At 69.1% G+C, this 26386-nt stretch carries 26 protein-coding genes; 3 read left to right on the top strand and 23 right to left on the bottom strand.

The genetic code is table 11. The annotated features are described in order from the left end of the window. Positions 1-34: 34 nt before the first annotated feature. The 4 genes from H9L22_RS02670 to H9L22_RS02655 all read right to left on the bottom strand — a co-directional run bounded on the left by H9L22_RS02670 (position 35) and on the right by H9L22_RS02655 (position 6196). Complete coding sequence (locus tag H9L22_RS02670; RefSeq protein WP_226966084.1) at positions 35-3043, bottom strand: glycoside hydrolase family 2 TIM barrel-domain containing protein; 3009 nt, start codon at positions 3041-3043, stop codon at positions 35-37. After that, a complete protein-coding gene (locus tag H9L22_RS02665) occupies positions 3040-3852 on the bottom strand; it encodes a carbohydrate ABC transporter permease (protein WP_226966083.1) in 813 nt (270 codons plus the stop codon). The genes H9L22_RS02670 and H9L22_RS02665 overlap by 4 nt, the downstream gene beginning before the upstream one ends. Continuing rightward, positions 3845-4789, bottom strand: a complete 945-nt coding sequence (locus H9L22_RS02660) for a carbohydrate ABC transporter permease (protein WP_226966082.1) — start codon at positions 4787-4789, stop codon at positions 3845-3847. The genes H9L22_RS02665 and H9L22_RS02660 overlap by 8 nt, the downstream gene beginning before the upstream one ends. Before the next feature lie 78 nt (positions 4790-4867). Continuing rightward, positions 4868-6196 carry an ABC transporter substrate-binding protein gene (locus tag H9L22_RS02655; RefSeq protein WP_187721487.1) on the bottom strand — a complete coding sequence of 443 codons (1329 nt, stop codon included), beginning with the start codon at positions 6194-6196 and terminating at the stop codon, positions 4868-4870. Between the two features lie 314 nt (positions 6197-6510). Here H9L22_RS02655 and H9L22_RS02650 point away from each other — a divergent pair, with 314 nt between their 5' ends. Beyond that, on the top strand, positions 6511-7539 hold the full coding sequence (locus tag H9L22_RS02650) for a LacI family DNA-binding transcriptional regulator (protein ID WP_226966081.1): 1029 nt from the start codon (positions 6511-6513) through the stop codon (positions 7537-7539). A gap of 11 nt (positions 7540-7550) precedes the next feature. After that, complete coding sequence (locus tag H9L22_RS02645) at positions 7551-8771, top strand: hypothetical protein (protein WP_187721486.1); 1221 nt, start codon at positions 7551-7553, stop codon at positions 8769-8771. 4 nt (positions 8772-8775) lie between these two features. Here H9L22_RS02645 and H9L22_RS02640 read toward each other — a convergent pair whose 3' ends face one another. The 4 genes from H9L22_RS02640 to H9L22_RS02625 form a co-directional block, all read right to left on the bottom strand. Next, positions 8776-10155 (bottom strand): class II 3-deoxy-7-phosphoheptulonate synthase, encoded by a 1380-nt coding sequence (locus H9L22_RS02640; RefSeq protein ID WP_187721485.1) that lies wholly within the window; start codon positions 10153-10155, stop codon positions 8776-8778. Between the two features lie 61 nt (positions 10156-10216). Continuing rightward, entirely contained in the window at positions 10217-10858 is a 642-nt protein-coding gene (locus H9L22_RS02635; protein ID WP_264292526.1) for a response regulator, read from the bottom strand. A gap of 23 nt (positions 10859-10881) precedes the next feature. After that, positions 10882-12084, bottom strand: a complete 1203-nt coding sequence (locus H9L22_RS02630) for a sensor histidine kinase (RefSeq protein WP_187721483.1) — start codon at positions 12082-12084, stop codon at positions 10882-10884. Beyond that, positions 12077-12847, bottom strand: coding sequence for a lysophospholipid acyltransferase family protein (locus H9L22_RS02625; protein WP_187721482.1), 771 nt, complete (start codon positions 12845-12847; stop codon positions 12077-12079). The genes H9L22_RS02630 and H9L22_RS02625 overlap by 8 nt, the downstream gene beginning before the upstream one ends. A 74-nt stretch (positions 12848-12921) precedes the next feature. On the opposite strand from H9L22_RS02625, the gene H9L22_RS02620 reads away from it, so the two are divergent. After that, the gene (locus tag H9L22_RS02620; protein WP_187721481.1) at positions 12922-13698 is read left to right on the top strand and encodes an alpha/beta hydrolase; all 777 of its coding nucleotides are present in this window, start codon (positions 12922-12924) and stop codon (positions 13696-13698) included. A gap of 15 nt (positions 13699-13713) precedes the next feature. On the opposite strand, the gene H9L22_RS02615 is transcribed toward H9L22_RS02620, so the two are convergent. The 15 genes from H9L22_RS02615 to H9L22_RS02555 all read right to left on the bottom strand — a co-directional run bounded on the left by H9L22_RS02615 (position 13714) and on the right by H9L22_RS02555 (position 26366). Further along, positions 13714-14736 carry a zinc-dependent alcohol dehydrogenase gene (locus tag H9L22_RS02615; RefSeq protein ID WP_187721480.1) on the bottom strand — a complete coding sequence of 341 codons (1023 nt, stop codon included), beginning with the start codon at positions 14734-14736 and terminating at the stop codon, positions 13714-13716. Beyond that, entirely contained in the window at positions 14733-15596 is an 864-nt protein-coding gene (pta, locus tag H9L22_RS18400) for a phosphate acetyltransferase (RefSeq protein ID WP_264292525.1), read from the bottom strand. The genes H9L22_RS02615 and pta overlap by 4 nt, the downstream gene beginning before the upstream one ends. Continuing rightward, complete coding sequence (locus H9L22_RS18395) at positions 15584-16732, bottom strand: hypothetical protein (RefSeq protein WP_226966080.1); 1149 nt, start codon at positions 16730-16732, stop codon at positions 15584-15586. Before H9L22_RS18395 ends, pta begins: the two co-directional genes overlap by 13 nt. After that, on the bottom strand, positions 16729-17022 hold the full coding sequence (locus H9L22_RS02605; RefSeq protein ID WP_187721479.1) for a hypothetical protein: 294 nt from the start codon (positions 17020-17022) through the stop codon (positions 16729-16731). The genes H9L22_RS18395 and H9L22_RS02605 overlap by 4 nt, the downstream gene beginning before the upstream one ends. A gap of 10 nt (positions 17023-17032) precedes the next feature. Further along, positions 17033-17656, bottom strand: coding sequence for a hypothetical protein (locus H9L22_RS02600; protein WP_187721478.1), 624 nt, complete (start codon positions 17654-17656; stop codon positions 17033-17035). A gap of 15 nt (positions 17657-17671) precedes the next feature. Next, a complete protein-coding gene (gene eutJ, locus H9L22_RS02595; protein ID WP_226966079.1) occupies positions 17672-18502 on the bottom strand; it encodes an ethanolamine utilization protein EutJ in 831 nt (276 codons plus the stop codon). Beyond that, the gene (locus tag H9L22_RS02590; protein WP_187721477.1) at positions 18499-19275 is read right to left on the bottom strand and encodes a hypothetical protein; all 777 of its coding nucleotides are present in this window, start codon (positions 19273-19275) and stop codon (positions 18499-18501) included. Before H9L22_RS02590 ends, eutJ begins: the two co-directional genes overlap by 4 nt. Continuing rightward, positions 19275-19892: a cupin domain-containing protein gene (locus H9L22_RS02585; RefSeq protein WP_187721476.1), complete on the bottom strand. Its 618-nt coding sequence runs from the start codon at positions 19890-19892 to the stop codon at positions 19275-19277. The genes H9L22_RS02590 and H9L22_RS02585 overlap by 1 nt, the downstream gene beginning before the upstream one ends. 34 nt (positions 19893-19926) lie before the next feature. Continuing rightward, entirely contained in the window at positions 19927-20214 is a 288-nt protein-coding gene (gene eutM, locus H9L22_RS02580) for an ethanolamine utilization microcompartment protein EutM (protein WP_077685785.1), read from the bottom strand. Positions 20215-20392: 178 nt separating this feature from the next. Further along, on the bottom strand, positions 20393-21889 hold the full coding sequence (locus H9L22_RS02575; RefSeq protein ID WP_187721475.1) for an aldehyde dehydrogenase family protein: 1497 nt from the start codon (positions 21887-21889) through the stop codon (positions 20393-20395). Between the two features lie 10 nt (positions 21890-21899). Next, positions 21900-22556 (bottom strand): ethanolamine utilization microcompartment protein EutL, encoded by a 657-nt coding sequence (gene eutL, locus H9L22_RS02570; RefSeq protein ID WP_187721474.1) that lies wholly within the window; start codon positions 22554-22556, stop codon positions 21900-21902. 11 nt (positions 22557-22567) lie between these two features. After that, positions 22568-23473 (bottom strand): ethanolamine ammonia-lyase subunit EutC, encoded by a 906-nt coding sequence (eutC, locus tag H9L22_RS02565; RefSeq protein WP_187721473.1) that lies wholly within the window; start codon positions 23471-23473, stop codon positions 22568-22570. A gap of 4 nt (positions 23474-23477) precedes the next feature. Continuing rightward, the gene (locus H9L22_RS02560; RefSeq protein WP_187721472.1) at positions 23478-24845 is read right to left on the bottom strand and encodes an ethanolamine ammonia-lyase subunit EutB; all 1368 of its coding nucleotides are present in this window, start codon (positions 24843-24845) and stop codon (positions 23478-23480) included. A 52-nt stretch (positions 24846-24897) separates the two neighbouring features. After that, positions 24898-25158, bottom strand: a complete 261-nt coding sequence (locus tag H9L22_RS19460; protein WP_264292524.1) for an ethanolamine ammonia-lyase reactivating factor EutA — start codon at positions 25156-25158, stop codon at positions 24898-24900. A 5-nt stretch (positions 25159-25163) separates the two neighbouring features. After that, positions 25164-26366, bottom strand: a complete 1203-nt coding sequence (locus tag H9L22_RS02555) for an ethanolamine ammonia-lyase reactivating factor EutA (RefSeq protein ID WP_264292523.1) — start codon at positions 26364-26366, stop codon at positions 25164-25166. Between the last annotated feature and the right edge of the window lie 20 nt (positions 26367-26386).

Below are 26386 nucleotides of genomic sequence, written 5' to 3'. Positions count from 1 at the left end.
GAGGTGGGACGCCCGCCGTCGTCGCGTCGGAGCCTCAGCGGATACCGACGAACGAGAAGGTGAACACCAGCTCGCCCGTGGCGGGCAGCCGGTACTCGGGGTGCGTCTCCGCGCCCCACGAGTCGTCGCCTGCGACGCCGCGGCGCATGAGCGCCGGCCTGATCCAGGTGCGCTGCACCGGGGGCAGGTCGATGGCGTGCGGCGCGTTCTCGATCTCGAAGGGGCTCCACGGCAGTGCCGAGAACTCCATGCCGCCCGGGCATTCGAACCGGATTCCTGCGCCGCCCGAATCGGTCACCTCGGCCCAGCGGACGCCAGTGCGGCTTCCCGACTCCTGCGGACGCAGGTAGGGCGTCAGCATGTCGTTGACGTCGGCCGAGTAGACGCCGAGACGGGCTCCGCCGCGGCGGTCCACGTAGCACTCGTCGGGCCCCTCGCCGTACCAGCGCAGCGCCTTGTAGTCAGCGTCGATGCTGAACAGCATGCCGTACTCCGGCAGGTCGCCGAGCCCGTCGCCAGGTCGGACCTTGACGGTCACCTCGACACGGCCGTCGCCGAACACGCGGTAGGCGATCTCGCAGCCGCTGACGGGTCGGGTGGGCAGCTCGTAGGCGAAGGTCAGCACCACGCTGTCATCGAGCCGGGTGACCACCGGGTTCTTCGGGTCACGCAGCGGTCGGGCGTAGCGGCTGGCCAGCAGCCAGTCGCCGTCGAGGAACGGCGCCCCCCAGCCCTTCTCGTTCGAGGTGGGGGCGTGCCAGAAGTTCGGCATCGGCATCGACTTGAGCAGTTCGTGCCCGCCGTCGGGCGTGAACCCGTAGCGGTAGGACACCAGGCCACCGTAGAGGCGTGAGAACAGCGCCTCGAAGTGGGCCCCGCGCACGCCGATGTTGTGGATCCCGTCGACGACCTCCGGCGCAGGGAGAGCAGCGGGGGCCACGACGCCGGGGACGGCGACCGCCACCTGCTCCCAGCCGACCTCGTGCCCGGCGGGGGCCCACCTGGTGGCCTCCCGCAGCCGGTAGGACACCTCGATGGCGTACTCGCCCGGCTCCTGCGGGATAGACAGCGGCAGCGGGTAGGTCTCCGTCTCGCCCGGCGCGACCGCCGTCTCCAGACCGGCCGAGGCGACGGCGACACCCTCGCGGGTGAGTGTCGCGACGGCGTCGTAGGCGGAGGTGTCGGTGAACAGCATCCGGTTGGTGATCGTGACCGAATCCGCGTTGATGCGGGTGGCGAAGCCCTGGTAGAGGTACTTCACCTCCTGCATGCGCGGCGTCGGGGTGTGATCGGCGAACAGGATGCCGTTGCCGCAGAACTCGGAGTCGTGCGGTGCCTCGCCGCAGTCGCCGCCGTAGCCGAAGTAGTCCCTGCCGTAGCGGTCCTTGAGCGCGATGGCCTGGTCGGCGAAGTCCCAGATGAACCCGCCCTGGAACAACGGCTCCCGGTAGGCCAGGTCGAGGTACTTGTCGACGGCGCCGAAGGAGTTGCCCATGGCGTGGGCGAACTCGCACAGCACGTACGGCTTGTCACGGTTCGTCTTCAGGAACGCCTCGATGTCGTCGGCCGGCGTGTACATGGTCGAGACCATGTCCGTGGTCTCCGGGTACCGGGGGTCCCAGTGGACGCCCTCGTAGTGCACCGGCCGGTTGTCGACGGAACGGAAGTAGTTCGACACCTCGAGAATGTTGGTGCCGCCGAACGACTCGTTGCCGCACGACCAGATGACGATGCTCGGATGGTTCCTGTCGCGACGGACCATGGACACCGCGCGGTCGAGCAGCGGCTCGAGCCACTCGGGCCGGTCGCCTGGCAGCGCCTCCTCCACGTCGACGACCCCGTGGGCGACCTTGTCCCACATCGCGTGCGTCTCGAGGTTCATCTCATCGATGACGTACAGGCCGTACTCGTCACACAGCTCGTAGAAGAACGAGTTGTTCGGGTAGTGGCTGGTGCGCACCGAGTTCAGGCCGTTGGCCTTGATCAGCTGGATGTCGGCCTCGGTCTGCTCGCGCGACATGACGCGACCCTGCAGGCCGAACTCGTGCCGGTTGACGCCCGTGAAGACGATCCGCTTCCCGTTGATGCGCAGCAGCCCGTCCTCGATGCCGAAGCGGCGGATGCCGACGCGCTGCGGCACGACCTCCGTGACGGCGCCGTCGGCCTCGCGCACCTCGAGGACGAGGTCATAGAGGTACGGATCCTCCGCGCTCCACAGGCGGGGCTGATCGACCTCGACGGTCAGGACGCCGTCCACCTCGGAGAGCGGGCCGACGCCGACGAGCGTCGCCGTCACGGATCCGTCGCCCACCAGCTCGGTGGCGACGCTGACGGTCGCCCTGTCGAGCGGATCGGGAAGGTCGACGGAGACCTCGAGGTGCTCGAGGTGCGCCCTGGGGCGACGGTAGAGCATGACGTCGCGGAAGATGCCGGAGAACCGGTAGAAGTCCTGGTCCTCCATCCACGACGCGGACGTCCACTTGAACACCTGGGCCGCCAGCTTGTTCTCCCCGACGACGACGGCGTCGGTGATGTCGAACTCGGACGGCGTGAACGTGTCCTCGCCGTAGCCGATGAACGTGCCGTTGAGCCACACCGCGATGCCGCTCTCGGCCCCCTTGAAGGAGATGCTGAGCCGCTCCCCCTCCGCGGGCGCCTCGTCGACGACGACGGTGGTCACGTAGCTGCCGACAGGGTTGAACAGCGACGGCGCCTCCCCCACCTCGAGGGTCTCGTGGCCGTCCCACGGGTACTGCACGTTGGCGTACTGCGGACGGTCGTAGCCCTGCAGCTGGATGTGCGCAGGCACCGGGATGTCATCCCAGCCGCTCGTGTCGTAGGCGGACGACTCGAACCCCGCCGGCGTCGACGATGGGTTCCTGGCGTAGTGGAACTTCCACAGGCCGTTGAGGCACCGCTCGAAGGAGGAGGCACCGGTGGCCGCCTCCTCCGCCGAGGTGAACCAACGATGGTCGGAGTGGGCCGGCATCCGGTTGACGGCAAAGTAGCCGGGATCGGAGATCCGCCGGGGGTCGAACTTCACTTGATGGCTCCTGTCATACCTGCCGCGAAGCTGCGCTGCAGCACGAGGAAGATGATCATGGTGGGTAGGGAGGTGATGAGCACGGCGAGCATCAGCACGCCGTAGTTGGTGACGTAGCCCGCGCTCAGGTTGGACACGAGCATCGGCATGGTCAGCGAGTCGTTGCGGAGCAGGATGACCTTCGGCCACAGGAAGTTGTTCCAGGCGGCCATGAAGGTGATGACCGCGGCGGCCGAGTAGGTCGAGCGCATGGTGGGGATGTAGATGCGGAAGAAGATCGCCACCTCGCTCAGCCCGTCGAGGCGGGCCGCCTCGAGGATCTCGTGCGGGAAGTTCCGCGATGCCTGCCGAAACAGCAGGATCAGGAACGGCGTCGAGATGGCCGGGATGATGACGGCCCACCAGGAGTTCAGCATCCCGACGCTCGCGAAGAGGCGGAACAGCGGGATCATGGTGGCCGCGAACGGGATCATCATCGCCAGCAGCAGGACGGCCATGAGGCGGTCCTTGCCCTTCGAGTGGTAGATCTCGAAGCCGTAGCCGGCGATCGAGCTGACCAGCAGCGCACCGAGGGTGGTGCCCACGGCGATGACCGCCGAGTTCGTCAGCGCCGACCACAGGTCGGAAGCGGCGAGCAGATCCGAGAAGTTCTTGGCGAGGTTGCCGCCGGGCAGCAGCCTGGAGGCGAGCACATCGGTGCTGGTGTTGGTGGCGGAGACCACCATGAAGTAGAGCGGGAACAACGAGAAGATCGAGAAGATCGACAGGAAGACGTACCCGGGAACCTGGCGCCACTTGTACCTAGTCACGCTTGTCACCCACCTTCATCTGGATGAGGGCCAGGACGGCCACGAGGATCAGGATCACGTAGGACACGGCCGAGCCGTATCCGATGTTCGGGTTCTTCTGGAACGACATCTCGTACAGGTAGTGCGACATCGTCATGGTGGTGTTGGCGGGGCCACCTGCGGTCAGGTTGTACGACTCGTCGAACAGCTGGAGCGTGCCGTTGGTCGACATGATCGCCGTCAGCAGGATCATGGGCTTGAGCTGGGGGACGGTGACGAACCAGAACGTCTGCCAGGCGTTCGCGCCGTCGACGCGGGCCGCCTCGATGCTCGAGTGGTCGATGTTCTGCAGCGCCGCGAGGTAGAAGACCATGTTGTAGCCGGTCCAGCGCCAGATGAGGCCGAGGATGATGACGAACCGGGCCGTGCCGGTCTGCCCGAGCCAGTTGACGGGGCTGTCGATGACGCCGATCCCCATGAGCAGGTCGTTGGCGAAGCCGTCGGTGGAGAAGAGGGTGCGGAACACCAGCGAGTAGGACACCAGCGAGACCGCGCAGGGAAGGAAGATGGCGGTCCGCCAGAACCCCTTCCAGCGCAGGTTCGGGTTGTTCAGCAGGTTCGCGAGCACCAGCGCGAGTCCCAGCATGATCGGGACCTGGATGATCAGGTACAGGAAGGTGTTGCCGAGCGTCAGCCGGAAGGTGGCGTCCTGGAACAGCCGGGCGTAGTTGTACCAGAGCGGCTCCGCCCAGTTCAGGCGCGTGCCCTTGCCGGTCTGGAGCGACAGTAGGAACGCCTGGATCATGGGCCAGAAGCTGGTGATCAGGATGAGCAGTGCGGCCGGGATCAGGAAGATCCAGCCGGTCAGATTGTGGCGCTTCGACGGCGCCATCCGCTTCTTCCGGCCCGGCGTCGTTGCCGCGGCCTCCTCGAGCGGTTCAACATAGGTGGAAGACACGAGAAACTCCGTTCTGTCGCGTTCGGATCAAGGTAGTGAGGGTTGGGGGGCGGCGCCCCCCAACCCGCACTTCTCAGGTCACTGCATCTCGAACTCGACCGTGGACTGTGCCTCGGCCAGAGCCTGCTCCTTCGACATACCGCCGAGGATCTGCGTCGTGGCGGGGCCGATGGCCTCCTGCGCCTCGTAGTAGTAGGCACCGGTCTGGTTGGCCGGGACCTGCGCACCGAAGGCGACGACGTCCTTGAAGATCGTCTGGTTGTTGAAGAACGGCTGCGGCTCGGCGTACACGGCCGAGTCACCGGCGGGAATCCAGTTGGCGACGGCGCCGGCCTTCGGCAGGATCGTGTCGTACAGCTCCGTGGAGCCCGCGAAGGTGCTCTTCAGGAAGTCGACGGCGAGATCGAGGTCGCCGTTCTTGCTGACGGCCCAGGAGGATCCGCCGTTGGCCGAGTAGTGGGTCGCCCCGTCGACGTCAAGCTTGGGCAGGTTCGTGAGCATCCACTTGCCCGCCTGGTCCTCCGCGGTCTGGATGCTGGCGATGATCCAGATGCCGTTGATCGTGCCGGCGACGGTGCTGTTGGTCAGCGTGCCGATGTACTCGTCCCACGAGTTGATCTGCGTGAGGACGCCGGACTTGACGAGCTCGATGTAGATGTCGATCGCGTTGCTGAGGGCCGGGTTGTCGACCATGTTCACGCTGCCGTCCTCGGCGAACATGCTGGCGCCCGCGCTCTGGAGCATCATCATGATGAGGTCGGGGCTGCCGGCCTCACCCGAGAGGAGCGGCTTGCCGGTCTTGGCGAGGACGTCCTTGCCGATCTCGATGAAGCGCGTCCAGGTGATGTCGGTCAGGTCCTTGATCGTGTACCCGGCCTCCTCGAGGACGTCGATCCGCATGGCGGTGACGGCCGTGCCGGCATCGAACGGGACACCGTAGTTGTCGCCGTCGATGGTCGAGTAGGCCTTCACGCCCTCCGGGAACTCGTCCCACGGGATGCCGGTGTCGGTCAGCGGCTGCGCGATGTCCGGGTAGTTGATGATGTTCTTCTGGTACGCGTTGTTCTGCATCAGGAAGATGTCAGGCAGCTCGTCCCAGGTCTGCGCCTGCGCGATGGTGGTCAGGCGGGTCTGGATGTCGTTCCAGGGGGTCTCCTGGATGTCCAGCTTGAAGTCCGGGTGATCCTTCTGGTAGATCTTCTCGGCCTCCTGCATGGAGTAGATGTTGAACGCCGGATCCCAGGCCCACACGGTGAGCGTCTGGTCGCCGCCGCCACCGCCGCTGCCGCCGCCGGTGGTCTCGCCGCCGCCGGGGGTCTCTCCCCCGCCGCCACCGCAGGCGGTGAGCGCGACGGAGAGCGAGAGCATGCCCGCGATGGCGAGCGTGGTCAGCTTCGTCTTCTTCATTGAACGATCCTCCTGTTGTTCCACGTGCCGACGACCCCGTCGGCGCCCGTAACACTCGTGTCTACGCGGGCCCTGGACGCACCACTGCGGCGGAACCCCGCCCGGTCAAACGGATGATCTCCCGGGCCCTGTGACGCTCTGCTGTGAACGCCACCACGAATTGTTTACGTTGCCAAAACTACACGATCCCGCCGGGCCCGCAACTGATGTGACCCACTTGATATGTAACGATTCGGACACGGAAGGCGTAAACACGGCAAGAGATGGTGACGTTGCCATTCCTTCCGCCCTTCCCCCGCTGCTACCATCGCCGCATGGCTAGTACGCAACGTCGCGGCCGCCCCAAAGTGCCCTCCATCGCCGATGTGGCCCTGCTCGCGGGTGTCTCCGCCCAGACCGTGTCCCGGGTGTCGACCGGGTCGCCGTCCGTGCGTCCCGCGACCCGCGAACGGGTCGTCAACGCCATGACCGAGCTCGGGTACACGCCCAACCGCGCCGCCCGCGCCCTCCGCGTCGGCACGTTCGGCAGCATCGGGGTCATCACGCAGCGGCTGGCCCGCACGGGCGAGGCCATGACGACCGCCGTCATCACCGACATCGCCAGGGAGATCGGCTACTCCGTCACGCTGGTCGAGGTGCCGCGCCCGGTACCCGACGAACTGCGCAGCGTCAGCCACCGCCTGTCCAACTCCGCGATCGACGGTCTCATCATCGTGCGGGCCGGACTTGCCACACCGGACGCGCTCTCGTTGCCCCCCGGCATGCCGGTGGTGGCGTCCGACTCGCTCCTGGCGGGCCACTACCCGTCCGCTGTCCCGAACCAGGTGCGCGGGACGCAGGACGCCGTCACGCATCTCCTCGGACTGGGACACAGGACCGTCCACCACATCGCCGGAGCGGCCGATTCCTACCCGAGCGAGGTGCGGCGGTCGACGTGGCAACGCTGCCTCGCCACAGCCGGGCGCGAGGTGCCCGAGCCGTGGATGGGCGACTGGTCGCCCATGTCCGGCTACCTGATCGGCCGGGAGATCGCCCGCAGGGAGGACGTCACCGCCGTCTACTGCGCCAACGACGAGATGGCCTTCGGACTCATCCGGGCCCTCCACGAGGCGGGCCGACGCGTCCCCGAGGACGTGTCCGTCGTCGGCTTCGACGGCATCCAGCTGAGCGAGTTCTCCTACCCGCCGCTGACCACCGTCCGGCAGGACTTCGACAGGCTGGGACACGAGCTGATGCGGCTGCTTCTGGAGCAGCTCTCCGGCACCGTGCAGCAGAGCCCGCCGCGGGTGGTCGTCCCGACACAACTGCTTGTCCGCGGCACGACGGCACCGCCACCTCGCTAGGCTGAACAACCATGGAGCCGCTGCTCGTCGTCATCATCGTCCTGGCCGTGGCAGGGTCCGCCGCGCTCGGCATCTGGGCCTATCTGAGGCACCGGTACCTCCGGGCCGTCGAGGCGCGTGGGTGGCGCGCCATCGGATCGCCACCGATCAGCCTCGTCCATGGCCTCAACGTGCCGCCATTCGGGCTCGGGTTCGACCGCCGCGTGTCGAAGCAGGTCTCTGGCAGCGCCTCCGATGGAACCCCCTTCTCGGCATTCGTGTACCGGAGCACCGAGGCCAACCCCCGGGGCTGGATGCTGACGATGCCTCTGCCGCACAGCTTCCCCGAGGCAGAGGCGTGGACGCAGACCGGCCGCGGCCGCCGCGAGCTGGACGGGTTGGGTGCCGGCGTCCAGGTCGGCCCCGCGACGGCCCGCGCCGCCGACCTGGTCTACGCCACCGAGGTGGCGCGTGCAGCCGGGGAGCTCCAGGGGCCGTTCGGCGTCACCGTCGACCATGAGTACCTCGTGCTCGGCCCGGTGCCGCACGATCTGGATGCCCTCGCCGCCGCCGCCGAGCAGCTGGCCGGCATGCGCAGGGCGCTGCTGGCCTCCCCCGTGGCCGGGCTGCAGGGGCCGACGCCGCCCCGGCACCTCAGCATCTACGGGCGTCCGGGATGGGTGGTCATCGACCGCGACGACTCGATGCTGCGCATGGTCGAACACACCGGCGGCGGCTCACACCACCAGGCGCACGACATCATCACCGGGCTGGAGCAGGGACTGCGGTTCGTGCGCCTCCGGCACACCTGGGAGACGACGAGCACCAGCACCGACTCGGAGGGCCGCACGACGACGCGGACCGACCACCATGAGGAGACCGTCTGCGGCTATGCGACGACGTTCCCGTTCCACCCCATCTCGATCAACCAGGGCTGGTTCGGGAACCGGAGGAAGTTCGAATGGGAGGCGTTCAACGACCGCGTCACCGTCCGCGCGCCGGACGCACGCTTCGCGTCCGATGTCATCCATCAGCGGCAGATGGAGTACCTGATGGCGCTGCGTTCCCCGTCATTCTCGATCAACGCGGACGGAAGCATCACCGTCCGGCAGAACGATCGTTGGGCACCGCACGACATCGTCGCGCAGGCGGGCGAACTGGCCGGGTTCTTCGGCCATGTGCCCGACTTCGTGTGGCAGCAGCTGGGCGCCTGGCCGCGCCCGATCCCCCGCCTCGGCGGGGAGCCGGGCTGACGGCTCAGAGCTCCAGAGCCTGGAAGGCCGGCCGGGGCCGGTTCAGCCGGTTGGACCGCAGCCGCCTGGCGACGGTGAAGGCCAGCTCCAGCGACTGGTTGCGGTTCAACCGCGGGTCGCACACCGTCTCGTAGCGGCTGCCGAGGTCGTTCTCGCTGACGTTGGTCACGCCGCCGACGCACTCGGTGACGTCGTCGCCCGTCAGCTCGACGTGCAGGCCGCCGGGCCAGGTGCCGAGCTGTTCGTGCACGTCGAAGAAGCCCGCGACCTCGTCGGCGACGTCGTCGAAGGACCGGGTCTTGAAACCGTTGGCCGCCTCGAACGTGTTCCCGTGCATCGGGTCGCAGACCCAGGCCACCTTGCGGCCGGTCGCCTCGACGCCCTCGATGACGGCCGGAAGCACCTTGCGCACGTTGGCCGCGCCCATCCGGGTGATGAAGGTGAGGCGGCCGGGGATCCGGTCGGGGTCGAGCCGGTCGGCGAGTTCGATCGCCTGCTGCGCGGTCGTCGCCGGGCCGAGCTTGATGCCGAGCGGGTTGCGGACCCGGCGCAGCAGCTCGACGTGGGCACCGTCGAGCTGGCGGGTGCGCTCGCCGATCCACAGCATGTGGCCGGAGCAGCCGTAGAGCTCCTGCGAACGCGAGTCGACGCGGGTGAGCGCCCGCTCGTACTCGAGCAGCAGCGCCTCGTGGCTGGCGTAGAAGTCGACGGTGCTGAGCGAGTCGTCGTGCACGCCGCAGGCGACCATGAAGGCGAGCGCCCTGTCGATCTCGGAGGCCAGCTCCTCGTACTCGGCCTCAACCTCGGAGTCGCGCACGAACTGTGCGTTCCAGGTGTGGACGCCGCGCAGGTCCGCGAATCCGCCCTTCACGAAGGCCCGGACGAGGTTGAGGGTGGCGGCTGAGGAGTTGTAGACCTGCTGCAGGCGCGCGGGGTCGTGGCGGCGGGCCTCCTCCGTGAAGTCGAAGCCGTTGATGGCGTCGCCCCGGTAGGCGGGCAGCGTGACGTCGCCGCGCGTCTCGGTGTCCTTCGAGCGGGGCTTGGCGTACTGGCCGGCGATCCGGCCCACCTTGACCACGGGCACCTGCGCGGCGTGGGTCATGACGACCGCCATCGACAGCTGCACCAGCAGCTTGCGCTTGATGTTGTCCGCCGTCACAGCGTCGAAGGTCTCGGCGCAGTCGCCTCCCTGCAGCAGGAAGGCCCGGCCCTCCGCCACCTCGGCCAGCTTGGCGCGCAGGTCGTCGCATTCGCCCGCGAACACGAGCGGAGGGAGGCGTTCGAGGTCGTCGATCGTCTTGTCGAGCGCGGCGCCGTCCGCATAGGTCGGCTGCTGGATCAGGGGCAGTGAGCGCAGTTCTTCCCGGGACATGATCGTCGACATGCCAGGAAGGCTACCCCAGCACCGGTGTCGAGCCACGCCGTCAGGACGCCCGTGGACTGCCTCAGGCGTTGGGGTCGTGGAGCCCCTGGTCGATGGCGTAGAGCGTCAGTTCGACCCGGTTGTGCAGCTGCAGCTTCCGCAGCACGTTCTGCACATGGTTCTGGACGGTGCGGTGGGAGACGAACAGTTCCTCGGCGATCTCGCGGTACGCCATGCCCTTCGCGACGCGGCGCAGCACCTCGATCTCCCGGGTCGTCAGGACAGGGCCCTCCTCGTTGTGGGACCGGGCGACGTTGACCATGCGGCGGAACTCGCCCAGCACCAGCCCGGCCAGGCCCGGGGTGAAGACGGCGTCGCCGACGGCCGTCCGCTGCACGCCCTCGATCAGCTCCTCCTTCGAGGCCGACTTGACCAGGTACCCCTTGGCCCCCGCCTTCATGGCCCGCAGCACATCGTCGCGTTCGCCAGAGGCGGACATGACGAGCACGTGCATGTCGGGGAACTCCCCGAGCAGGATCTCGATGCAGGTGGCGCCGTCAGGGTCGGGGATCTGGAGGTCCATCACGACGACATCGGGGCGGGTGGCCCGCGCCCTGGCCAGGCACTCGGTCCCGTTCTTGGCGACGGCCACGATCTCGAACCCGACCTCGGTCAGATCCTCACTCAGAGCGTCGATCCACATGGGATGGTCATCGACCAACATCACGCGCCTACGTTCCGGACCCATCAGCTGTTCTCCAATGCTTCGATTGCTTCGACATCCAGCGGGAACCGCAGCTCCCACTCCGTGCCGCTGCCTGGCGACGACTTCAGGATCGCTGAACCGCCCACGGCAGCGAGCCTTCCGACGATCGAGTCCCGGATCCCCATCCGTCCCTTGTCGGCTGCCGCCTGCACCTGATCGGCTGTCATGCCGACCCCATTGTCGCGGACCCAGAGGATCACCTCGTCGTCCATCTCCTGATCGAGGAGGATCCACACCTGGGCATCGCGGCCCGCGTGCTTCTCCACGTTCTTCAGCATCTCGGTGAGCGCGGCCTCCACCTCGTCGACGAGTCGTCGGGGCACCATCACGAGGCTGGCCATGGTCGACACCGTGACCCGGGCCGACTCGTACTTGTCGAGGGCCGCGGCCAGGTCCACGGCCTTGCCGTGGCCGACCTGGGTGACCTCCCGGTCCTGCAGCAGCGTGCGTAGCTGCGCCTCGGACTCGCGGGCCAGCGAAGCGAGCCGCATGCCGCGGGTCCCGAGGTAGGGGCCCTCACGCTCGACGAGTGCGAGCACCTGCAGCGCGCCGTCGTGGACGATCCTGGCGAGTCGCTCGCGCTCCGCCAGCGCGGCCGACCGCATGCGTTCCTGCTCCTGCTCGACGATGGTGGTGCGGAACTGGTCGATGAGGACGGCGAGCGAGGCGGTCAGCACCAGCGACACGAAGCAGGCGCCGAGTCGCTCGAGGGCGAAGTGGCTCGGCGTGGCCAGCAGCGCGGTCGCCGTGACGATGGAGAAGCCGATGGACCAGAGCGGGCCGAGGAACATCGCCGCGTAGCCGGCGCAGCCCGACGCCCAGTAGCCGGCCAGCGACAACGGGGCCAGGCCGCCGGGAACCACGAGGACCGTGACGATGATCAGGGTGGTGGTGACCCCCAGGTCGGCGAGCAGCGCCCGCCGGGTGCGTCGGTAGGGTCTCCTCAGCCGCAGCGAGATGAACAGGTGCCAGTAGAGCAGGCCCACGCAGGCAGCCAGCACGCCCACCGGGTTCGTCGCCCGCGGCAGCACCAGGATCAGGTTGACGCCGACCGCGTGCACGGCGAAGAGGGTCCGCGCCATGAAACCGACGAAGTAGATGCGGCTGAGGAAGTCGTCCCCCTGGAACGACATGTGCCGGCGCAGCCAGAGGAGCAACGACGGCAGCGCCGCCCGGTCACTCACTCGCCCTGGCTCCCCCGCCCTCGATGACCGGCGCCGCTCCTCCCCCGGGACGCGGCACGACGAAGGCGTCGGCACCGCCGTCCTTCAGGTCTCCGGTCTTGACGCGGGCGGCGTAGACGTCCACGTACTCCTGGCCGGTCAGCTGCTGGATGGCCGCGAGCACCTCGTCGGTGACCCAGCGCAGCACCTTGCTGTTGCCGGGCGTGACCGCCTGCGCCGTGAAGTGCATCGGCTTGCCGATCACGACGACGGGACGGCGCGCCCACGGGATTCCCAAGGGCCCCTTGACCGACTTGCTGCCGCTGATGCCGACGGGGATCACGGGCACGTCGTTGGCCAGCGCCATCCGCGCCATGCCCGTCTTCCCCTTGTAGAGGCGGCCGTCGGGCGAGCGGGTGCCCTCCGGGTAGATCGCCACCACCTGACCGTCGCGGAGCACGTCGGAGATCGCCTCGAGTGCCGAGGCGCTGGCCCGGCCTCCGCTGCGGTCCATCGGGACCATCTTGATCGTCTTGAGGAACCAGGCGATGAACCGATGACCGAGGCCGCCGCCGGGGGCGAAGAGTTCCGCCTTGGCCGGGAACGTGATGGGCCGCGGCATCATGGCCGGGATCACCAGCGAGTCGAGCGCCCCGATGTGGTTGCTGGCGAGGATCGCGCCGCCCTCCCGGGGGAAGTTCTCCGCGCCGAAGACCCTCGTCCCGTATCCGAACCTCACCATGGGCCGGACGACCGTGAACTTGAAGAAGCGGTACCAGAACATGCCGGGCAGTCTAGTGCCCTCGGGTTGCCCGCGACGCGCCTGCTGAGGGCCGTTTCGGGCCTATTGTCGTGGCCATGAGCGAGTCGAGCCGCGCCGCTGGGCGCCCCGATATCTGGCCCCAGGCCCGTCCGCTGCGCCTGGGCACCGGGAAGGTCGGCATCGTCGTGTCGCACGGCTTCACCGGTTCCGTCCAGTCGATCCGCCCCTGGGCCGAGGCCCTCGCGGCACCGGGTGACGGCTACGCGGGAGCCCGCGTCCTCGCGCCGCGGCTGCCGGGCCACGGCACCTCCTGGCAGGACCTGGCCCGGACCCGCTGGTGGGACTGGTACGGCGCCGTCGAGGACGCCTATCTGCAGTTGTCCCAGGAGTGCGCACGGGTGTTCGTGGCCGGTCTCTCGATGGGCGGGGCGCTGGCCCTCCTGCTGGCGCAGCGCCACACGCCGGCGGGTGTGCTCCTCGTGAACCCCGCTATCGCGACCACCGACCGGCGGATCCCGGTGGCGTCGCTGCTGCACAAGGTGCTCCCTCCCCAGGCGGGGATCGCCTCCGACATCGCGAAGGAGGGGGTCGAGGAGCTGGGCTACCCGCGGTTCTCCGTCACGTCGCTGGCGACGATGACCGATCTGTGGAAGGTGACGCGGCGGGGACTCGGCGACGTCCACGCGCCTGTGCTGCTGCTGCGCTCCACGCAGGACCACGTGGTGGACGGTGCGACGGCGAAGGTGCTGACGAAGCGGATCCGTGGCCTGGAGCAGGTGCCGTTGACGCGGAGCTTCCACGTCGCGACCCTGGACCACGACGCCGACCTGATCGCGGAGACGTCGCGGAGGTTCGTCACCCGCCACGCGTGAGCGGGCGCCCGCCCCTCAGAACTCCAGGACGGTCCGGCCAGGGAGGCCCGAGGTCTGCATCGCCTCGAGCACGTCGTTGACATCCTCCAGCCGCGCCGGGTGCACCGTCGCGGTGATCCCCGCCTGCGCCGCCAGTTCCAGCGCCTTGCCGAGGTCGTAGCGGGTGCCCACGATGGAGCCGCGCAGCGTGATGGCCCGCATGACGATCTCGTAGATGTTCAGCCCGAAATCCCCCGGCGGGAGGCCGTTGAGGACCACGGTGCCGCCGGGGCGCAGCATCCCGACCGCGGCGGCGAACGCGGAGCGCGACACCGCCGTCACCAGCGCCGCGTGCACGCCGCCGATGCGCCGCTGCAGGTATCCGGCCACGTCGACCTCGCGGGCATTGACCGTCATGGTCGCCCCGAGGCTGGCGGCGAGGTCGAGCTTTGCGTCGTCGATGTCGACGGCGACCACGCGGTACCCCATCGCCCGTCCGTACTGCACGGCCAGGTGGCCGAGGCCGCCGACCCCGGAGACGACGACCCAGTCCCCCGGCTCGGCGTCCGACATCATCAGGCCCTTGTACACCGTCAGCCCGGCGCACATCAGCGGCGCGGTCTGGACGTAGTCGAGGCGGTCAGGCAGCCGCACGGCGAAGCCGGCATCCGCCAGGGCGTACTCGGCGAAGCCGCCGTCGATGTCGTAGCCGGTGCGGATCTGGTGGCTGCACAGCGTCTCCCAGCCCGACAGACACTGCTCGCAGCGGCCGCAGGAGCGGCCGAGCCACGCGACGCCGACCCTGTCGCCGAGGGCGAGGTGTTCGACGTCCTCGCCCACCGCGGCCACCTCGCCGACCACCTCATGCCCGGGGATCCGGGGAAGGAGCGGCTTGTCCGGCCAGTCGCCGTGCACCGTGTGCAGGTCCGTGTGGCACACGCCGCAGGCCCGCACCCGCACCAGCACCTGGTCCTGGCCGGGCGTGGGGATCGGCACGTCCACCAACTCGAGCGGGGCGTTGAAGCGCCGCACCTGGGCCGCGCGCATCGTGGTGGTCATGGCTGCATCCCTGCCTGGATCGCGGTGATCGCGACCGTGTTGACGATGTCGGAGACGAGCGCACCGCGGGACAGGTCGTTGACCGGCTTGTTCAGCCCCTGGAGCACGGGACCGATCGCGAGCGCGCCTGCGCTGCGCTGGACGGCCTTGTAGGTGTTGTTGCCTGTCTGCAGGTCGGGGAAGATCAGCACGGTCGCCTGCCCCGCGACGGGCGAGTCGGGCAGCTTCGTGCGTGCCACGTCCGGGTCGACGGCCGCGTCGTACTGCAGCGGCCCCTCGACCAGAAGCTGCGGGGCCCGCTCGCGGAGCAGCCGGGTCGCCTCGATGGTCGACTCCACATCGGGCCCGGTGCCGGACGCTCCCGTCGAGTAGGACAGCATCGCGACCCGCGGCTCGATGCCGAACTGCCGGGCCGTCTCGGCCGAGCTGATGGCGATCTCCGCGACCTGCTCAGGGGTCGGGTTGGGGTTGACGGCGCAGTCGCCGAACACGAGCACCCGGTCGGACAGACACATAAGGAACACCGACGACACCACGGAGATGCCAGGGCGCGTCTTGATGACCTCGAGGGCCGGCCGGATGGTGTGCGCGGTGGTGTTGACCGAGCCGGAGACCATGCCGTCGGCAAGGCCCTCGAGCACCATCATGGTGCCGAAGTAGCTGACGTCGGCGACCCGTTCCCGGGCCTGCTCCAGCGTCACGCCCTTCTTGGCCCGCAACTCCGCGTAGCGCACGGCGAACCGCTCCCGCAGTTCGCTGGTGGTCGGGTCGACGACGGAGGCCCCGGAGATGTCGACGCCGAGTTCGGCGACCGTCGCCGCGATGGTGGCGGGGCGGCCGAGCAGCGTCAGTCGGCACACACCGAGCGCGAGGAGGCGGTGGGCGGCGCGCAGGATCCGGGGTTCCTCCCCTCCGGCAGCACGATGTGACGGTCGGCATCGCGGGCGGCCCGCAGCAGCCGGTGTTCGAACATGGCCGGGGTGACGACGTCGTCGCGGCCGACACCGGCCGCGGCGCCCAGCAGCAGGCGGGCCGTGTCGGCGCCGAAGGCGGTGCGCGCGGCGGCGGCCATGGCCTCCGTGATCCGCAGCGGCGCGCGCCCCGACTCGGCGACCCGGCGCCGGACGTCGGCGGGCGGCAGAGAGGAGCGCAGCAGCGGCAGCCTCGGCGTGGTGGCACGCCACAGGTCGACCACACCGGCCTCGAGGGGCCAGGGCCCGGCCGCGATGGCGCCGAGCGGGGTCGGGAAGCGGCCGCTGGCGGCGGCGACGCTCAGCCCGACGGCCACGTCCGTGCGGTCGGCGGAGAAGATCACGACGGAGTCGTCGCGCAGGGTGGGCAGCAGGTTCCGCAGCGCCATGTCCGCCAGCAACGGCACCCCGACGCCCAGTGCGGCGACGCCGTCGGGCGCGACGAGCGGCTCACCGTCGAGGCTGCTGCCGGCCGGAACGTCGACGACCGTCGCCACCGGTACAGGCAGGTCGACGGCGACCGCGCCGCCACCCGGCACCACGATCCCGAGGACGCGGGCCAGGTTGCCGGTGGCCTCGGCGAGGGCGACCTCGGCACGGCGGCGCAGGTCCTCCTCGCCCGCCTCGGCGCCGACGACCAGCAGCATGGGCACGCCGATGTTGGCGGCCACCCTGGTGTTCATGGCGAACTCGACGGGGGCGAGCGCACAGTCGTATTCGCTGCCCAGCACCAGCACCCGGCTGTGCCGGTCGGCGAGCTGAGCGTAGCGGTCGACGATCTGTGCCAGCGCACCCTGATCGTGCAGCGCCTGGTCGGCGGTGACGCCCCAGCCGACCTCCGCGCGGTCACCCAGCAGACCGGCCAGCGCGTTCAGCAGCGGATCGTCCTCCTCCGCCACGATGGGGCGGAAGATCGCGACCCTCCCACCGTCTCCCCCGAGATGCGGCAGCAGGCCGAGCGCCAGCTGCCACAGCGTCGGACAGTGCCGCACGGGGCACAGGTAGACGGCGTGCGGAGTGGTCACTGCAACCCGCGACGGATGGCTCCGTCGAGGCCTTCCGGCTCATATCCCAGGGCCTCCACGATGCGGCTGCGGATCTCGGCGGCGGTCGCCTCGGCACCGGCCTGGGCCGCAGCTGTGGACGCGGCGGCGGCCGCGGGGGCCGAGCCCGCCGGGATCAGCCGCAGCCCGCGCTCCTGCGCGTATTCCTTGCCGAGCGCCGTGACGATATCGCTGTCGGTCAGCTGGTACTCGCGCTGCCCTGCCTCCAGCATCTCGTTGACGGTCGCTTTGGTGATGACCTTTCGTCCCATGGCACTTTCCTCACTGTCCAGTGACGGAGTTGATGGCGGTGACCGCTGCATCGCGGGCCGCCTCGATGTCGGACTCGGTGCCCGACATCCACAGGCGCCCGTAGACGCCGACGGAGCTCATGTGGTTCAGGAACACGGGCGCGGCCTTCTCGGCCTCGTTGGCCGCGAGCGTGATGTAGGCGGCGGGTTCGACCTCCATGACGAGCAGCGTCTGGCCGCCCTCGATCATGGTTCCCTGGTTCATCCGGTTCAGGATCTGGGCCTGCAGCGGATGGATGTTGGTGATGATCTGCTCGGAGGCGATCGTCGGGCGGATGCGCTCCTCGAGGGGGCTCTCGAGCGTCTCGAGGACGACCTCGCCTGCGCGCAGCACCTCGGACTGGTTCTCGGAGTGCACCTCGAACATGCCGAACTGGCGCTCCACGACCTGGGCGCCGGGCTTGACGTCGACGGCCTTGAGGACGCTGTCGACGACGCGGAACACCCAGTTGCCGGGGGCCATCTCGACGTAGAGGCAGCTCATCCCTTCGATGGGCGGCGATCCGGCCGAGATCGAGCCGACGAAGGCCGCGAACTGCGGCTGGATCCGGTCGAGGTGGCAGAACGCTCGGAGCTGGAAATCAGACTGTGCCATGGCGCGCGGGCCTTCCTATCGGGTGAGATTCTCGGCCCAGCTCGCGACGCCGACGGGCGTCACCAGCATGGGGTGTGGGGCGAGGGTGGTGCGGCGGCCGGTGACGTCCGCGACGATGTCGGCGGCGCCGAAGAAGGCCGCAGTGCCGCCGACCATCGTGATGTGGTCGACGTCGTGGTCCCTGACTGCATCGCGCACGATGGTGGCGACCTTCTCCAGGGTCGGGCGGACCACCGGCAGCAGCTCGCGCTGCAGCCGGGGCTTCACCTTGCGCTTCTCGGCCTCCTCGAAGGGGATGCCGAAGGCGCCGGCGATCACCAGCGACAGGTGGGTGCCGCCGGTGGGTTCGTCGATGTTGGCGATGACCTCGCCGTCACGCAGGATCGCGACGCCGGTCGTCCCGCCGCCGATGTCGACGACGGCGCCGTTGCGGATTCCGAGGACGGCGTTCGCGGCCGTGGTCTCGTCGATGACGGCGGTGCAGTCGATGCCCGCGCCCTCGATGACGTAGCGGTGGGCGCGGTGGTCAGCGGCGTTGACCCCTGGCGGGATGGTGACGGCGCCGCGGGTCAGCTCGCGGCCCGTGGCCTCCTCGAGCTGGAGCCGAAGGTTCCGCACCACCTGCTGGGCGCCGGCGAAGTCCCACACCACGCCGTCGCGGACGACATCGGCGAAGGTGTGGGCAGCGGCGAGCGGGGTGCCGGCCTCGTCGGTGACGACGAGCACGGTGAACGCGGTGCCGAGGTCGACGCCGAGCTTGATGGGCAGGTCGGCGGGGATCGGCTGCGGCGACTTGAGTGCCTTGGCGGCCGCCTTCATGGTGGCCTTGACGGCAGCGGAGGTCACAGGACTCCACCCCGCTTCCACGCGAGCTGCAGGAAGTACCAGACGCTGGACAGCCGGTTCAGGCCGTGGCAGATGCTGGCGCCGTAGGGATGGTGCGGCGAGTCGAACGTCTCGAGCGCGCAGATCTCCAGTTCCCGGGTGGTCGACCGGCCGATGTTGAGCCAGTGCTGCAGCTCGTCGTCGGCGCCGTCGATGGTGAGGTGCTCGATGCCGAGGACACCGCTGGGGTCATGGGTGGCGCGGTGCAGCTCGTCGCTCGACCAGCCGGGCAGCTCGAACGGGTCTGCCGGTCGCTCGTTGTATTCGGCGGAGGTCAGTTCCCTGCAGTAGGCGGCGAGCGAGCCGAGGGCGGCGGCCAGACCGGCCTCGCCGCGGCGGCTCGCGAGCCCCTGGACCATCAGTGTCAGCGAGTGCAGGGAGTCGACCTTGCCGCGCAGCTTGATGCGCGGATGGGTCTTGGGAGCGTAGTGGTGGGCGTTGAGCTGGGTGAGCGAGCTGGCCTTGCTGTCAGGCTGCGCTCCGCAGCAGACGCAGCGCGGCTGCTCCCCCGTCAGGTCGACGGGGAACTGCGATGCGCGGTCCCAGGTGCCGTCCGGCCGCTCCGTCGTGGTCGGCGTCGCTTCCGACGCGGGCGCGGTCACCTCGACCAGGGCCCACTGCTTGATGAAGTCCCTCGCCGACGGTGTGAGCGTCGACCCGGCGGGCACGACGACCTGCGCCCCGACGGTGGGGCGTCGCAGCTGCTCGCGCAGGTCCGCCTCTGTGACGACCACTAGAACTGCTCCTCCCAGTTGGCGGGGAACGTGACGTAGACGAACTTCGCCCACGACGGCGTGCCGAAGGTGATGGACGAGCCCTTGGGCACGTAGAACACGTCGCCGGGCCGGCCGATCTGGTCGCCGGCGTCGCCTCCGAGGTGGAGCTCCCCCTCGAGCACGATCTGCACCTCGTCATAGGTGAGGGTCCACGGGAAGGAACCCTCGGTCAGGGTCATGTAGCCGGCGGCGATCGGGGATCCGTCGTCACCGGTGACGACATCGACGGCGCCGACGCGCATGCCCGGCGGGGGGCCGGGATACGGGAAGGGTGCCGTCGGGTTCTCGCCGATACGGGCGAGCTTCACGCGGGGTCCCGCGGTGGGGGCGGCCAGGCCGCCCCCACCTGAACCCAGCATCGCCGTCACGATCGCGCGCACCTGTGACTCGAGCCCACCGGCGGCCGGTGTCGGCCGCGCCGCCTGCGCCCGGGGACCCTCGTCGACGACGAGGGCGATGCCCCGGTCGGCGGCCTCGTCACGCGCAAGCGGCGTGATGATCGCGTCGGCGGGCACCAGCAGGCGTCCGCCCACTGCCTGCGCCACGTCAGCGGCGGTGATGAGGGTCTTGGGCATGGCTACTCACTCAGGTGTCGGATCGGAATACGGGTCAGTCGCGGTGCGGGAGGATGATCTCCACGTCGCCGTGCGGACGCGGGATCACGTGGACCGAGATCAGCTCGCCGACGCGGCCGGCCGCGGCCGCACCGGCGTCAGTGGCGGCCTTGACCGCGCCGACGTCGCCGCGGACGAAGACGGTCACCAGGCCGGCGCCGATCTGCTCCTTGCCGATGAGCTTGACGTTGGCCGCCTTGACCATTGCGTCGGCCGCCTCGATGGCGCCGATCAGGCCCTTGGTCTCGACCATGCCGAGCGCGATCATCTGGACATCTGCCATGGGAGTTCTCCTTGTTGTGGTGACAGTTGGGGTAACTGGTGCTGGGTCGGGGGCCGACACGACGTCGGCCACGTGGGTGGTGGGTTTTTCAGTTGTGCCCGCAGCTGCTGCCGCGGGAGCCTTACGTGGGCGCTTGGTCGGCGCCTTGGGTGGTGGCGAATCGGTCATCGGCTACCTCCTACTTGCCCTGCAGTTCAGTGACGATCCGGCGGACCATCTCCTCGATCCGGGCCGCATCCGACGCAGACCCGGGCGTGGTCGCCGGGGTCGTCGCCGCATCGCCGACCCCGCCGTGCGCGCGGGCCACTGCGGGCGCGTCACGCAGGTGGTAGGCGACCCGCTTCACGTTGAGCACGTGCTCGACGGTGATGTTGTCGCTGACCGACGCCCCGCCGATACCGCCGGGGGCCAGCGTCAGCGACGGCCGGACACCTGTCGTGGCGCCGATGCCGCCGAGCGAACCCCACGTGTTCACGAGGATCCGGAACGCCGGCTTCTCGATGCCGAACGCGAGGATCGACTCCTCGTCGCGGGAGTGGATGACGAGCGAATGGCCGTCACCGCCGAACTTCAGCAGCTGCACCGCACGGTCGCAGCCGGCCTTCCAGCCGTCCTCGACCATCCAGCCGAGCACGGTGGTGAGCTTCTCCCGCGACAGCGGGTGCGCCGGGCCCACGCCGCCGAGTTCGGCGACGAGGATGCGGGTCGAGTCCGGCACCGTGATGCCGGCCTTGCGGCCGAGTTCCTGCGGTGTCCTGCCGACGTAGTCGGCGATCATCATGCCGTTGGGGCGGAACATCGCCCCGGCCAGACGGTCGGCCTCCTCCGCGGTGAGCCACTGGGCGCCGCGACGCTGCATCTCCGCCTTGAGCTGGTCGGCGATCGGCCGGTCGGCGATCACCGTCTGCTCGGTGGCGCAGATGGTCGAGCAGTCGAACGACTTCGACTCCACGATCATCTCGGCCGCCGACACCACGTCGGCGCTGCGGTCGACGTAGGCCGGCACGTTGCCGGGGCCGACGCCGAGCGCGGGCTTCCCACAGCTGTGGGCCGCCTTGACCATGCCCGGGCCACCCGTGGCCAGGATCATGGACGTCGCGTAGTGGTTCATGAGCTCGTTGGTGCCCTGGATGCTCAGCTCGGTCATGCACGAGACGAGGCCGCTCGGCATGCCGGCCGCCTCCCCCGCCTCCACCATCACGCGCACGGCCTCGGCCGTGCAGGTGGCGGCGGACGGGTGCGGGGCGACGATGACCGCGTTGCGGGCCTTGACGCCGATCAGGATCTTGAAGATCGCCGTCGAGGTCGGGTTGGTGGACGGCGTCAGTGCGCACACCACACCGACCGGCCACCCGATCTCGACGATGCCCAACGCGTCGTCGCGCCGCAGCACGCCGCAGGTCGGGACGTCGCGGATCGAGTCCCACACGTTGCGCGCGGCGAACTCGTTCTTGAGCCGCTTGTGCTCCGCGTAGCCGAAGCCGGTCTCGTCGTGGGCGAGCTGGCCGAGCCGGCCCGCCTCACGCATCGCGGCCTCGACCATCGCTTCACAGATCCGGTCGACCTGGGCCTGGGAGGCGAACTGGAACGACCGCATCGCCTCCCTTGCCGCCACGGCTAGGTCGCGGGCCTGCTGAATGGATCGCAGGTCCTTGTCCATCGACTGGGTTGTCATGGGATCGGCCTCAGTACTTCTTCGGCGTCGCAGCCACGTCGAGGACGGCGTCCTGGAAGGCGGCGCAGGCCGCCCGGCAGGCACTCTGGGAACCGGTGAGCCACCCACCCGAGTAGTTGGTCTCGCTCGGCGGCTCGAAGTACGTCGCCACGCTCACGTCCGCGGCCTTGACGGCCAGGTCGAGGGCGAAGGTCGCCTCCAGCGGCGGGGCGATCAGGTAGGCCATGGGCTGGCCGACCGGGATGCCCGCCTCCTTGGACAGGTACGTGCCCGTGGAGGAGATCAGGTGCGGGAAGAAGGCGAGGTCGCCGGCCTCGTTGGCCGAGTAGAACCACGCCTCCTCCTCCGCGTAGGCGACGCAGGCGTCGACACCGGCGCGGACCTCTGCGGGCGTCGGGCCCGCGAGCATGCCGATGATCTCGCCGCTGAGGGGGCCCGACGCGTGGCCGGAGCCCGCGTAGAAGCTCTTCGCGTAGACGACGTCGACCTCGGCGAACTTCGTCGCCTCGTCGAGCGCCACGTACAGCGAGTCGTCGATGTCGCAGGTGATGAGGCCGAGGGCCCGCTGGTCGGAGGTCAGGCCGAGCTTCTCAGCGAAGCCGCGGTCGACGTTGGAGATGATGCGAACCGCCAGGATGGACGGCTTCACAGGGTCGAGGATTGCCATGGTCGAACTCCTTAGTCTCCGGCAACCTCGCGGAGCTTCACTCCGCTGGCGCTGTAGTTGATCATCCGCTTGATGAACTCGACGATGTAGGCGCCGGCCTCGAGCGGGTTGGTACCGCCGTGGGTGGTGATCATGCAGATCAGGTCACGGTCGGCGTCGGACTTGCCGGGCTGCGGGTCGTAGCCCATGTAGGCGCTCATCGCGTCGGCGATCCCGAGTCCGGGCCGCTCACCGATGAGGAGGACGATCACCTTCGCCTTGACGATCGAGTTGATGTCGTTCATGATCCCGACCCGGCCGTTCTCGATGAAGAACGGGGTTCCGACGCTCAGTCCGGCCGACTTCAGCCCCTGCTCGATCACCGGGTAGATGTCGCGCAGGTTGTTGTCGATGGCGGCGGCCGAGAGGCCGTCGACGACGCACAGCTGCACGTCGGGCGACTTGGTGCACCGCTCGGCGATGACCTTCTTCGACTCGTCGCTGAGCAGACGGCCCAGGTCGGGTCGCAGCAGGAACTCGGCCCTGTCCGCCACCTTGGAGGTGACGGTGAACAGGTTGAAGTGGTCCCGCACCTCCTCGCTGACGACGCCGTAGATCGCGTCCTGCGTGACGCCGTGGTCGGCCTGAAAGAGCAGCGCGGTGCCGGTCTTCGGGCGCGGCCCGGCGCGGCCGACCCCGAGGCGGGCGCTGGTGGTGGCCATCAGGTTCCGCAGCGCGTCCGCGTCGTACGGGTTGTCGACGCCCATGGCGTGACGGGGGCCGTCCTCGGTCGGGTCGGCGAGATCGATGACGAGCTCACCGCCGTCCCGCTTGATGACGGATGCGGCGCTCGACGACTCGGCGGCGGTCGGCGTCATTCCCTCCTGGCGCAGTTCGGCCAGGATGCGAGCCACGATCTGTTCAATGTCGATGCTCATCGGTTCACCTCTTCAGGAAGAAGGACGCGTCGCCTGCACAGTCGGTGAGCTGGCCGTCCTTCCACAGGCCCACCTCCTCCATCCACGACTCGAACTCGGGCAGCGGGCGCAGCCCGAGGGCCTGCCTCAGCGCGGGCGCATCGTGGTAGCTGGTCGTCTGGTAGCTGAGCATCGCGTCGTCACCCATCGGGATGCCCATGATGAAGTTGACGCCTGCCGAGGCGAGCAGCACAGCGAGGTTGTCGTTGCTGTTCTGGTCCGCCTTGGCGTGGTTGGTGTAGCACACGTCGCAGCCCATCGAGATGCCGGCGAGCTTGCCCATGAAGTGGTCCTCGAGGCCTGCGCGGATGATCTGCACCGAGTCGTAGAGGTACTCGGGGCCGATGAAGCCGACGACGGTGTTGACCTGGTACGGGTTCCAGCGGCGGGCGATCGCGTAGTTGCGGGCCTCCAGCACGAGCTGGTCGGCGCCGTTGTGCGCGTCGGCCGACAGTGCGGAGCCCTGGCCGGTCTCGAAGTACATGTAGTTCGGTCCGGCGGTGAAGCAGTACTTCTTCGCCAGGTCGTAGGCCTCGTCCATCAGGTCGATCGAGATGCCGAAGCTCTCCATCGCCTTCTGCGAGCCGGCGATCGACTGGAAGATCAGGCCCGACGGCGCACCCCGCTTGAGGGCCTCCATCTGCGTGGTGACGTGGGCCAGGACGCAGTTCTGCGTGGGGATCTCCCAGCGCTGGATGATGTCGTACGTCATCTCCAGCAGGCGGCTGACCGAGCCGACGGAGTCGTCGGACGGGTTGATGCCGATGACGGAGTCGCCGGAGCCGAACGAGAGGCCCTCGTAGACGGCGGCACGGATGCCGTCGACCGAGTCGGTCGGGTGGTTGGGCTGCAGGCGGGACGCCAGCGTGCCCTCGAGGCCCATGGTGTTGCCCGAGTGCGTGACGACGCGGATCTTGCGGGCGGCGACGACGAGGTCGAGGTTGCCCATCAGCTTGGTCACCGCGGCGATCATCTCGCCGGTCAGCGCCCGACCGACGCGGGCGATGTCCGCGCCGCTGGTCTTGTTGCTGAGGATCCATTCGCGGAAATCGCCGACGCTCCAGCCCTTGATCTCGTTGTAGATCGTCTCGTTGATGGCGTCGTCGATGGCACGCGTGACCTCGTCCTGGTCGTACGGCACGACCGGGTTCTCGCGCAGCGCGCTCAGCGGCACCTCGGCCAGCACGTGCCGCGCGGCTACCCGCTCAGCCGCGCTGCGCGCCGCGATTCCCGCCTGTAGGTCGCCGGACTTCTCCTCATTGGCCTTGGCTAGCAGGTCCTTGAGGTCGGCGAACTCATAGGTGTGTCCGAACAGCTTCGTTCGCAACAACATCAGTACACCCCCTGGGTTGTGATCTCCACGGTTTTATCCTTCGATCCATTTGTCATGCCGCGGGTGCGGCCTGGTAGAAGATGAGCGTCTTGACGGAGACGGGCACCACGCGCCCGTCGAAGAGCGGTTCACCAATGTCGATGAAGTCGCCCTCACCGAGGTGGATCTGATCGACGACGATCAGGGGAACCTCGGGAAACTGTTGCTTGATGGTCTGGCCGAGGACCTGCGCGTAGTCCTGCTCGATGACCAGGACCAGCGGCCTGCCCGCGGGCAGCTGGCGCCGGGCGAAGGCCGTGACGCCGGTGGCCACGGCGATCAGCTGCGGGTAGCTGAGCCGGTGGGAAGGTTGAGGGAGACGACGAAGTCGCCGTCGTGGTCGGCGCCACGGTCCCAGCGCGCGACTGCCTCGCCGAGCGCGACCGCGATCGCGGCCGGGTCGTCGAAGTGGGGCACGGTCATCTCGACGCGCGGCTCGATGACCGGTGCGTTGCGCAGCGGCAGATGGCTGTCCTCGGCCCAGATGGTCGAGCCGGACAGCGTCACCTGCTGGCTCGCCGCCCCCAGCACCGTGGCCCGCAGCGTCTGGGCCGGACGGACGACGCGCAGCTGCTGCCAGCGCGGGTTGTCCCGGAGGCTGGCTGCGAGCAGCGGCCCCACGTCGCCCCACGCCGCGACCTCCGCCAGCGTGGAGACGGGCGCCTCGTCGTAGTAGAGCTGCCCGACGCCGCCGGAGACGAAGTAGGCCGAGACCTGTCCCTCGATCGCCAGCGGCTTGCTGAGCGCGGCGAGCTTCGTCAGCGGCGGCTCGAGCCCCAGGCAGAGGTCCACGACGATGTCGGCCATGGTGTCGGTGAGGCGCCGCAGTTCGCTGAGTCGCGGCACTGCACCGACCCGAAGGTCGAGGCCGAGCTGGTCGACGATGATCCTGCCGGTCGGGGCGAGGTGGGTGAGCTGCTGCGTGGCCGGGTCGAGCGTCGCCTGCCGTCCGCCGACCATCGAGGCGGCCGACGCCAGGTGCCCGCCGGAGCGGAACAGCGCGGCGTTCGAGGAGCCGCCGCCGATGTCGACGTTCACGACGGTGGCGAAGTTCTCGGCCGACCACTGTGCCGCGCCCGAACCGCGGCCGGCGATCTGGGACTCCAGGTTGGGGCCGGCGACGGTGACGACGAAGTCGCCCGCCAGCTCGCCGAGGCCGTGCAGGATCTCCTCGGCGTTGCGGGTGCGGGCCGTCTCCCCCGTGATGATGACGGCGCCGGTCTCGACCTGGTCGGGGGCGATGCCCGCCCGCTCGTATTCCGAGCGGACGAGCGCCACCAGGCGTTCGACGTCGACCTCGTCGGGACTGGTGAGGGGGGTGAAGTGCGGCTCGCCCTGGTAGAGGACCCGACGGGAGTCCACGTCCAGGCGGGGCACCAGGCCCATGCGGGCCTGGTTGGTCACCGTCAGCTCGGACAGCACCACCTGTGTCGTGGTCGTGCCCACGTCGATTCCCACCGACGTCATGTCCCTGCCGCTCATCACACCTCCTTACTCAGCGG

It is taken from the genome of Tessaracoccus defluvii (assembly GCF_014489575.1).
Classification (GTDB): Bacteria; Actinomycetota; Actinomycetes; order Propionibacteriales; family Propionibacteriaceae; genus Arachnia; species Arachnia defluvii.
This window is presented reverse-complemented; position numbering and strand designations above follow the sequence as displayed.

Coding starts and splice junctions, on each gene's coding strand:
- H9L22_RS02655 (WP_187721487.1), bottom strand. CDS start 6,196: ATGAAGAAGACGAAGCTGACCACGCTCGCCATCGCGGGCATGCTCTCG.
- H9L22_RS02650 (WP_226966081.1), top strand. CDS start 6,511: ATGGCTAGTACGCAACGTCGCGGCCGCCCCAAAGTGCCCTCCATCGCC.
- H9L22_RS02645 (WP_187721486.1), top strand. CDS start 7,551: ATGGAGCCGCTGCTCGTCGTCATCATCGTCCTGGCCGTGGCAGGGTCC.
- H9L22_RS02640 (WP_187721485.1), bottom strand. CDS start 10,155: ATGTCGACGATCATGTCCCGGGAAGAACTGCGCTCACTGCCCCTGATC.
- H9L22_RS02635 (WP_264292526.1), bottom strand. CDS start 10,858: ATGTTGGTCGATGACCATCCCATGTGGATCGACGCTCTGAGTGAGGAT.
- H9L22_RS02625 (WP_187721482.1), bottom strand. CDS start 12,847: ATGTTCTGGTACCGCTTCTTCAAGTTCACGGTCGTCCGGCCCATGGTG.
- H9L22_RS02620 (WP_187721481.1), top strand. CDS start 12,922: ATGAGCGAGTCGAGCCGCGCCGCTGGGCGCCCCGATATCTGGCCCCAG.
- H9L22_RS02615 (WP_187721480.1), bottom strand. CDS start 14,736: ATGACCACCACGATGCGCGCGGCCCAGGTGCGGCGCTTCAACGCCCCG.
- H9L22_RS02605 (WP_187721479.1), bottom strand. CDS start 17,022: ATGGGACGAAAGGTCATCACCAAAGCGACCGTCAACGAGATGCTGGAG.
- H9L22_RS02600 (WP_187721478.1), bottom strand. CDS start 17,656: ATGGCACAGTCTGATTTCCAGCTCCGAGCGTTCTGCCACCTCGACCGG.
- H9L22_RS02585 (WP_187721476.1), bottom strand. CDS start 19,892: ATGCCCAAGACCCTCATCACCGCCGCTGACGTGGCGCAGGCAGTGGGC.
- eutM (WP_077685785.1), bottom strand. CDS start 20,214: ATGGCAGATGTCCAGATGATCGCGCTCGGCATGGTCGAGACCAAGGGC.
- H9L22_RS02575 (WP_187721475.1), bottom strand. CDS start 21,889: ATGACAACCCAGTCGATGGACAAGGACCTGCGATCCATTCAGCAGGCC.
- eutL (WP_187721474.1), bottom strand. CDS start 22,556: ATGGCAATCCTCGACCCTGTGAAGCCGTCCATCCTGGCGGTTCGCATC.
- eutC (WP_187721473.1), bottom strand. CDS start 23,473: ATGAGCATCGACATTGAACAGATCGTGGCTCGCATCCTGGCCGAACTG.
- H9L22_RS02560 (WP_187721472.1), bottom strand. CDS start 24,845: ATGTTGTTGCGAACGAAGCTGTTCGGACACACCTATGAGTTCGCCGAC.
- H9L22_RS02555 (WP_264292523.1), bottom strand. CDS start 26,366: ATGAGCGGCAGGGACATGACGTCGGTGGGAATCGACGTGGGCACGACC.